Source organism: Microbacterium sp. (assembly GCF_047606385.1).
Lineage (GTDB): Bacteria > Actinomycetota > Actinomycetes > Actinomycetales > Microbacteriaceae > Microbacterium.
In genome coordinates, this window is sequence record NZ_JASGEL010000122.1 from 1 (window position 1) to 5,758 (window position 5,758).

The 5,758-nt window shown below is 75.4% G+C and carries 4 protein-coding genes; 2 read left to right on the forward strand and 2 right to left on the reverse strand.

What is annotated here, in order from left to right; all coding sequences use genetic code 11:
• Both QM626_RS12025 and QM626_RS12030 read left to right on the forward strand, forming a co-directional pair.
• Positions 1 to 631, forward strand: a 631-nt coding sequence (locus QM626_RS12025) for a LysR family substrate-binding domain-containing protein (protein WP_415077186.1), incomplete at its 5' end; no start/stop codon positions are given.
• A gap of 10 nt (positions 632 to 641) precedes the next feature.
• Positions 642 to 1,376, forward strand: a complete 735-nt coding sequence (locus QM626_RS12030) for a glutamine amidotransferase-related protein (protein WP_415077187.1) — start codon at positions 642 to 644, stop codon at positions 1,374 to 1,376.
• Positions 1,377 to 1,572: 196 nt separating this feature from the next.
• Here QM626_RS12030 and treZ read toward each other — a convergent pair whose 3' ends face one another.
• Together treZ and treY are read right to left on the reverse strand one after the other, a co-directional pair.
• Positions 1,573 to 3,336, reverse strand: a complete 1,764-nt coding sequence (treZ, locus tag QM626_RS12035; protein ID WP_415077188.1) for a malto-oligosyltrehalose trehalohydrolase — start codon at positions 3,334 to 3,336, stop codon at positions 1,573 to 1,575.
• Between the two features lie 143 nt (positions 3,337 to 3,479).
• Positions 3,480 to 5,758 (reverse strand): malto-oligosyltrehalose synthase (gene treY / locus QM626_RS12040; RefSeq protein ID WP_415077189.1); only part of this gene is annotated, 2,279 nt, incomplete at its 5' end.

Sequence of the window (5,758 nt, forward strand, 5' to 3'; positions counted from 1 at the left end):
GCGCACACCCGGACCGGCACCCGCGGAGGCGGGGCCGCCGGGGCCGTTCCGGCTCGGCGCGATCCCGGGGGCGACGCCCGGCACCTGGATCGACCGCTGGCGCGAGCGGATGCCGGACGACCCGCTCGAGCTCGTGCCGCTGGAGGTCGCGGGCCAGCGCGAGGCGCTCACGTCCGGGGCGGTGGATGCGGCGATCGTCCGCCTGCCGGTCGACCGGGACGGGCTGCACGTGATCGCCCTCTACGACGAGGCGCCGGTCGTCGTGTTCCCTGCGGACTCGCACCTGGCCGCGGCGGACGAGCTCACCGCCGACGACCTCGCCGGCGAGGTGCTGATCGTCCCGGTCGACGACGTGCTGGACCTCGACGTGCCCGGGACGGTCGCGCCGGCGTTCGACCCTCCCGCCACCACCCCCGAGGCCATCGCGACCGTCGCGGCCGGCGTCGGCATCCTGATCGTGCCGATGTCGCTCGCCCGGCTGCACCACCGTCGCGACCTCGCGCACCGGGTGCTCGCGGGCGGGCCCGCCTCGACCGTCGCCCTGGCCTGGCCCGCCGAGCGCACGACGCCGCTCGTCGACGCGTTCGTCGGCATCGTGCGCGGCCGGACCGCGAACTCGTCGCGCTCCTAGACTTCTCGACATGGAATCGCGGCCCCTGCTGTACGTCTGCGTGCGGCCGCAGGCGGATGCGGCGCACGGCGAGTACGCGTCGTTCCGGGTCGCGACCGGGCTCGACCCGGCGCGGCTCCGCCGTCACGATCTCGTGGACGATCCGCTGCCCGCCGACGCGATCGAGCGCTACGCCGGGTTCGTCGTCGGCGGGAGCCCCTTCAACGCGACCGACCCGGATCGCTCGGAGGCGCAGCGGCGGGTCGAGGACGCGCTGGAGACGCTCGCCGCGGCGGCCGCGGCATCCGGGACCGCCGCCCTGTTCACCTGTTACGGCATCGGCGTCGTCACCCGGATGCTGGGCGGCTCCGTCACGCGCGACGTGCCGGAGGACACCGGACCCACCACGATCGAGCTCACCGACATCGGCCGCGCCGACCCGGTGACCGGCGTGCTGCCGACGCGCTTCGACGCGTTCACGGCGCACAAGGAGGGCGCGGCTCTGGTGCCGCCGACCGCGGAGCTGCTGGCGACGAACCCGGCGTGCCCGGTGCAGGCCTACCGCGTCGGCGACCGGCTGTACGCGACCCAGTTCCACCCCGAGCCGACCGGCCGCGACTTCGCGGAGCGCATGGCCATCTACCGCACCGCGGGCTACTTCGATCCGGCGGAGTACGACGCCCTCGCCGGCCGCGTGCTGGCCTCCTCGGTCACCGAGCCCGCGCGGCTGCTGCGCGCCTTCGCCGAGCGGTTCGGCCCCCGCTGAGGCCGGCTCGCGGCCACGGCGCGTGTCATAACTCCGCCTGGGAGACCTCCGCCGACGGGGAGATCCGCGGAACGGCGCGGGTCCCGGCGGGCGGCACCGCGACGCAGGCGGAGTTATGACACGGGCGGGGCCGCGACACGGACCGAGCGACGACACGCCCGGAGTCCTGACACAGACCGCCGCGACACAGGCGGAGTCATGACACGGCGGGACCGAGCACCGCGGCGGAGTCGGGCGGCAGCCGCAGCACCCCCGCGGGCACGCCGCTGCGGAACCGCGGGCCGGTGCCCGCCGTCGCCAGCAGCACCGCCTCGCCGGGCAGCTGGGGGACGTCCCACGGCTCCGGGGACAGGTTCGCGAGCACGCGGAGCGTGCCGCGACGCAGGGCGAACCGGCGCGCGGACGGCGCGGCGTCCGGGGTCTCGTCCGCCGCCGCCAGGGCGGCCGACGACGGGTCGGTCAGCTCGGGACGCGCGCGGCGCAGCTGCGCGAGGGCCCGGTACAGCGTCAGCAGCCGCAGCTGCGCGCCCCCGGCGGCCTCGTCCCACCGCAGCTTCGACCGTTCGAAGGTCGCGGGATCCTGCGGGTCGGGCACGAGCGAGGAGTCCCATCCCATCTGCGCGAACTCCTCGGCGCGCCCCTTCCGCACGGCCTCGCCGAGCCACTCCTCCGGGTGCGAGGTGAAGAACTGCCACGGCGTCGTCGCACCCCACTCCTCCCCCATGAACAGCATCGGCGTGCCGGGCGCGGTCAGGGTGAGCACCGCCGCCACGGCCAGGCGTTCCGGGCTGACCGAGGCGGCGAGGCGGTCGCCGGCGGCGCGGTTCCCGATCTGGTCGTGGTCCTGCGCGAACGTCATCAGCCGCCAGGCCGGCACCTCGGGCGGGAGGGGGCGGCCGTGGTCCCGTCCGCGGAACGACGAGTACGTGCCGTCGTGGAAGAAGCCCTGCGTCCAGACCTTCGGCAGCGCCTGCGGGTCGGCGAAGTCCTCGTAGTAGCCCGCGGTCTCGCCGGTCAGGGCGACGTGGACGGCGTGGTGCCAGTCGTCGCTCCACTGCGCCGTCAGGCCGTACCCCCCGGCCTCGCGCGGCAGGATCAGCGTGGGGTCGTTCAGGTCCGACTCGGCGATGAGCGTCAGCGGCCGGCCCTCGTGCGCGGAGAGGGCGTCGGATGCCGTCGCCAGCTCCTGCAGGATGTGCACCGGGCGCTCGTCGTGCAGCGCGTGCACGGCGTCCAGCCGCAGGCCGTCGACACGGTAGTCGCGCAGCCACATCAGCGCGTTCTCGACGATGTAGGAGCGCACCGCGGGCTCGTCGAGGTTGACGGAGTCGCCCCAGGTGTTGCGTGATCCGGTGCGCAGATACGGGCCGAACTCGGGCAGGTAGTTGCCGCTGGGCCCCAGATGGTTGTAGACGACGTCCTGGATGACGGCCAAGCCCTGCGCGTGCGCGGCGTCGACGAAGCGCGCGTAGGCGGCGGGGCCCCCGTAGGCCTCGTGCACGGTGTACCAGAGCACGCCGTCGTAGCCCCAGTTCCACGTGCCGTTGAAGCCGTTCACCGGCAGCAGCTCGACGTGCGTGACGCCCAGGCCGACGAGATGGTCGAGTCTGCCGATCGCGGCGTCCAGCGTGCCCTCGGGGGTGAAGGTGCCGATGTGGAGCTCGTAGACGAGGCCGCCCGCGAGCTGGCGTCCGCGCCAGCCGCCGTCGGTGCGACCGGCGTCGAGGACGGACTGGTCGACCCAGGCGGATGCCGCGTGCACGCCGTCCGGCTGCCGGCGCGAGCGGGGGTCGGGCCGCAGCTCGCCGTCGTCCACGACGAAGCCGTACCGCTCGCCGTCGGCGAGCCCGGCATCCGCCCGCCACCAGCCGTCGGCCCCACGCGCGAGCTCGACGTCGGCGGCGCCGTCCGGCCGCCGCATCAGCACCCGCTGCGCCTGCGGCGCCCACACCTCGATCATCGGCTGCTCCTTCGGTTCGTGGGGCGGTGAGGTTTCTCCCCGCGGGCGTGTCCCACTTCGGCGCGGTATGGCGGTCGCTTTCCGGGCCGAAGTGGGACATGAACCGCGCCAAAGTGGGACATAGGGGCTCAGGGTGGGGCGGCTCAGCGGTCGGTGGGGGCGGGCGCGAGCAGCGCGACCGGGTAGCGGGCCAGCAGGGCGGCCAGCGGTGCGCCGCCGGCGGCGAACACGGCACCGGTCAGCTCGTCGCGCCAGCGCCCGGCGGGCAGCAGCACCGCGGTGTCGCGCCAGCCGCCGGCGCGCTCCAGCCCGACCGGCAGCCGCGTCGCGACGGCGATGGCACCGCCCCGGTCGAACGCGATCGCGTGTCCGGACGCCGCGCCCACCGCCTGCAGCGGACGGTACCCGGCGAACAGCTCCGGCCGGTCGCGTCGCAGCCGCAGCGCGCGCGAGACGAGCAGCAGCTTCGCCGCGCCGGTGGCGTCGACCGGGGGCAGCCATCCCGCGTCGAGCCGCGCCAGCGTCCGCGCCCGCTCGGCGAAGTCGACCGCGCGGCGGTTGTCGGGGTCGACGAGCGAGGTCTCCCACAGCTCGGATCCCTGGTACACGTCGGGCACGCCCGCCCCGGCGAGGGCCAGCAGCTTCGCCGACAGCGAGTTCGACCACCCGTAGCCGGCGATCTGCGCGACGAAGGCCTCCACGACGGGCCTCGCGTCCCCGAACGCGGCGTCGACGAGCGCGTGCATGCGCGCCTCGAACGCGGCATCCGGCTCCAGCCATGTCGTGCCCTCGCCCGCCTCGCGCGCCGCCTTCTCGGCGTACGCGTGCAGCCGCGCCGGCGACGCCGGCCACGCGCCGACGATCGCCTGCCACAGCAGCGCGTCGAACGGCCCGTGCCCGGTGGAGCCGTGCGCGCGCAGCCGCGCGAGCACCCGCGCCCACTCCCGCGGCAGCTCGGCGAGCACGGACAGCCGGGCGCGCACGTCCTCGCCGCGCTTCGTGTCGTGCGTGGACAGCGCGGTCAGCGCCAGCGGCCACTCCGCCTGGCGCCGCGCGAACGCGGCGTGCAGACCCGCGACCGGCAGCGCGAACACCGACGGGTCGCCGCCGACCTCGGTGAGGGTGCCGAGCCGCGTGGCCCGGTAGAACGCGGTGTCCTCGACGCCCTTCGCCATGACCGGGCCGGTCGTCTGCTGGAACCGGCGCGCCGCCTCCTCGGCCGGGTCTGCGAGAACGACGACCAGCGCGGCGACGGCGGCGGCGAGGTCGGGGCGGCGGGCGGATGCGGTGGCCGCGGCATCCCGGAGCCACTCCCGCCCCGCGGGCAGGTACGAGCGGTAGGTCGGGAAGCAGGCCAGCAGCTCGGCGAGCGCGTCCCGCGCGAGGTCCGCGCCGAGCTGGTCGCGCACGGCCGCGGGCAGCACCCGCACCAGCCGCCGCACCTCGGAGCCCTGGATCGTGTCGGCGATCATCCGCTTCGTGCCGTGGATGAGCTCGTCCCAGCCAGGGTACGGCGGCAGGCCGCTGTCGTGGCGCAGCTGCGCGTCCAGCTCGTCGAGCGGCGCCTCGCCCGCCGGATCCACGAGGACCCGGTCGATCTCGGCCATCGCGTCGTAGCCGGTCGTGCCGGCCGTGGCCCACTCCGGCTGCAGCCGCTCGGGGTGATCGCTCGCGCTGTGCTCGAGGATCTTCTCGACCCACACCGGGATGCCGCCGGTGGCCGCCGCGAGCCGGTCGAGATATGCGCCGGGATCCGCCAGCCCGTCCGGATGGTCGACGCGCAGCCCGTCGACGAGCCCCTCCCGCACCCAGCGCAGGATCTCCGCGTGGGCCTCGGCGAACACCCCGGGCAGCTCCACGCGCACCCCGGCGAGGGTCGTGACCGCGAAGAAGCGCCGGTAGTTCAGCTCGGCCTGCTCGTCGCGCCAGAACCGCAGCTCGTAGTGCTGCCGGGCGAGGATCTCGGGCAGCTGCCGGACCGGGTCGTCGATGCCGTCGAACGAGCCGTCCGCGAGCGGAAGCAGGTGGTCGAAGTAGCGGAGCAGGCCGCATCCGTGCCCCGTGTCCGCGTCGATTTCGTGCGCCTGCGCATCATTCGTGGCGTCGGATCGCACGAGATCTCGGCGGTCGCGTGACGGCGAAGCGGCGACGACCCGGATGTCGGCGAGCGCCTCGGCCGGCGTGACGCCGAGGATCGGCAGCCGCACCCTCCCGCCGCCGAGCTCCCAGTCGATGTCGAACGCCTCCGCGTGCGGCGACGCGCGGCCGCGGCGCAGCACGTCCCACCACCACGGGTTCTCGATCGGCGCCGAGACGCCCATGTGGTTGGGCACGACGTCCACGAGCACGCCGAGGCCGTGCTCGTGCGCGGCGGCGGCGAACCGGGCGAGGGCCGCCGCGCCGCCGCGCGCCGGGTCGACCA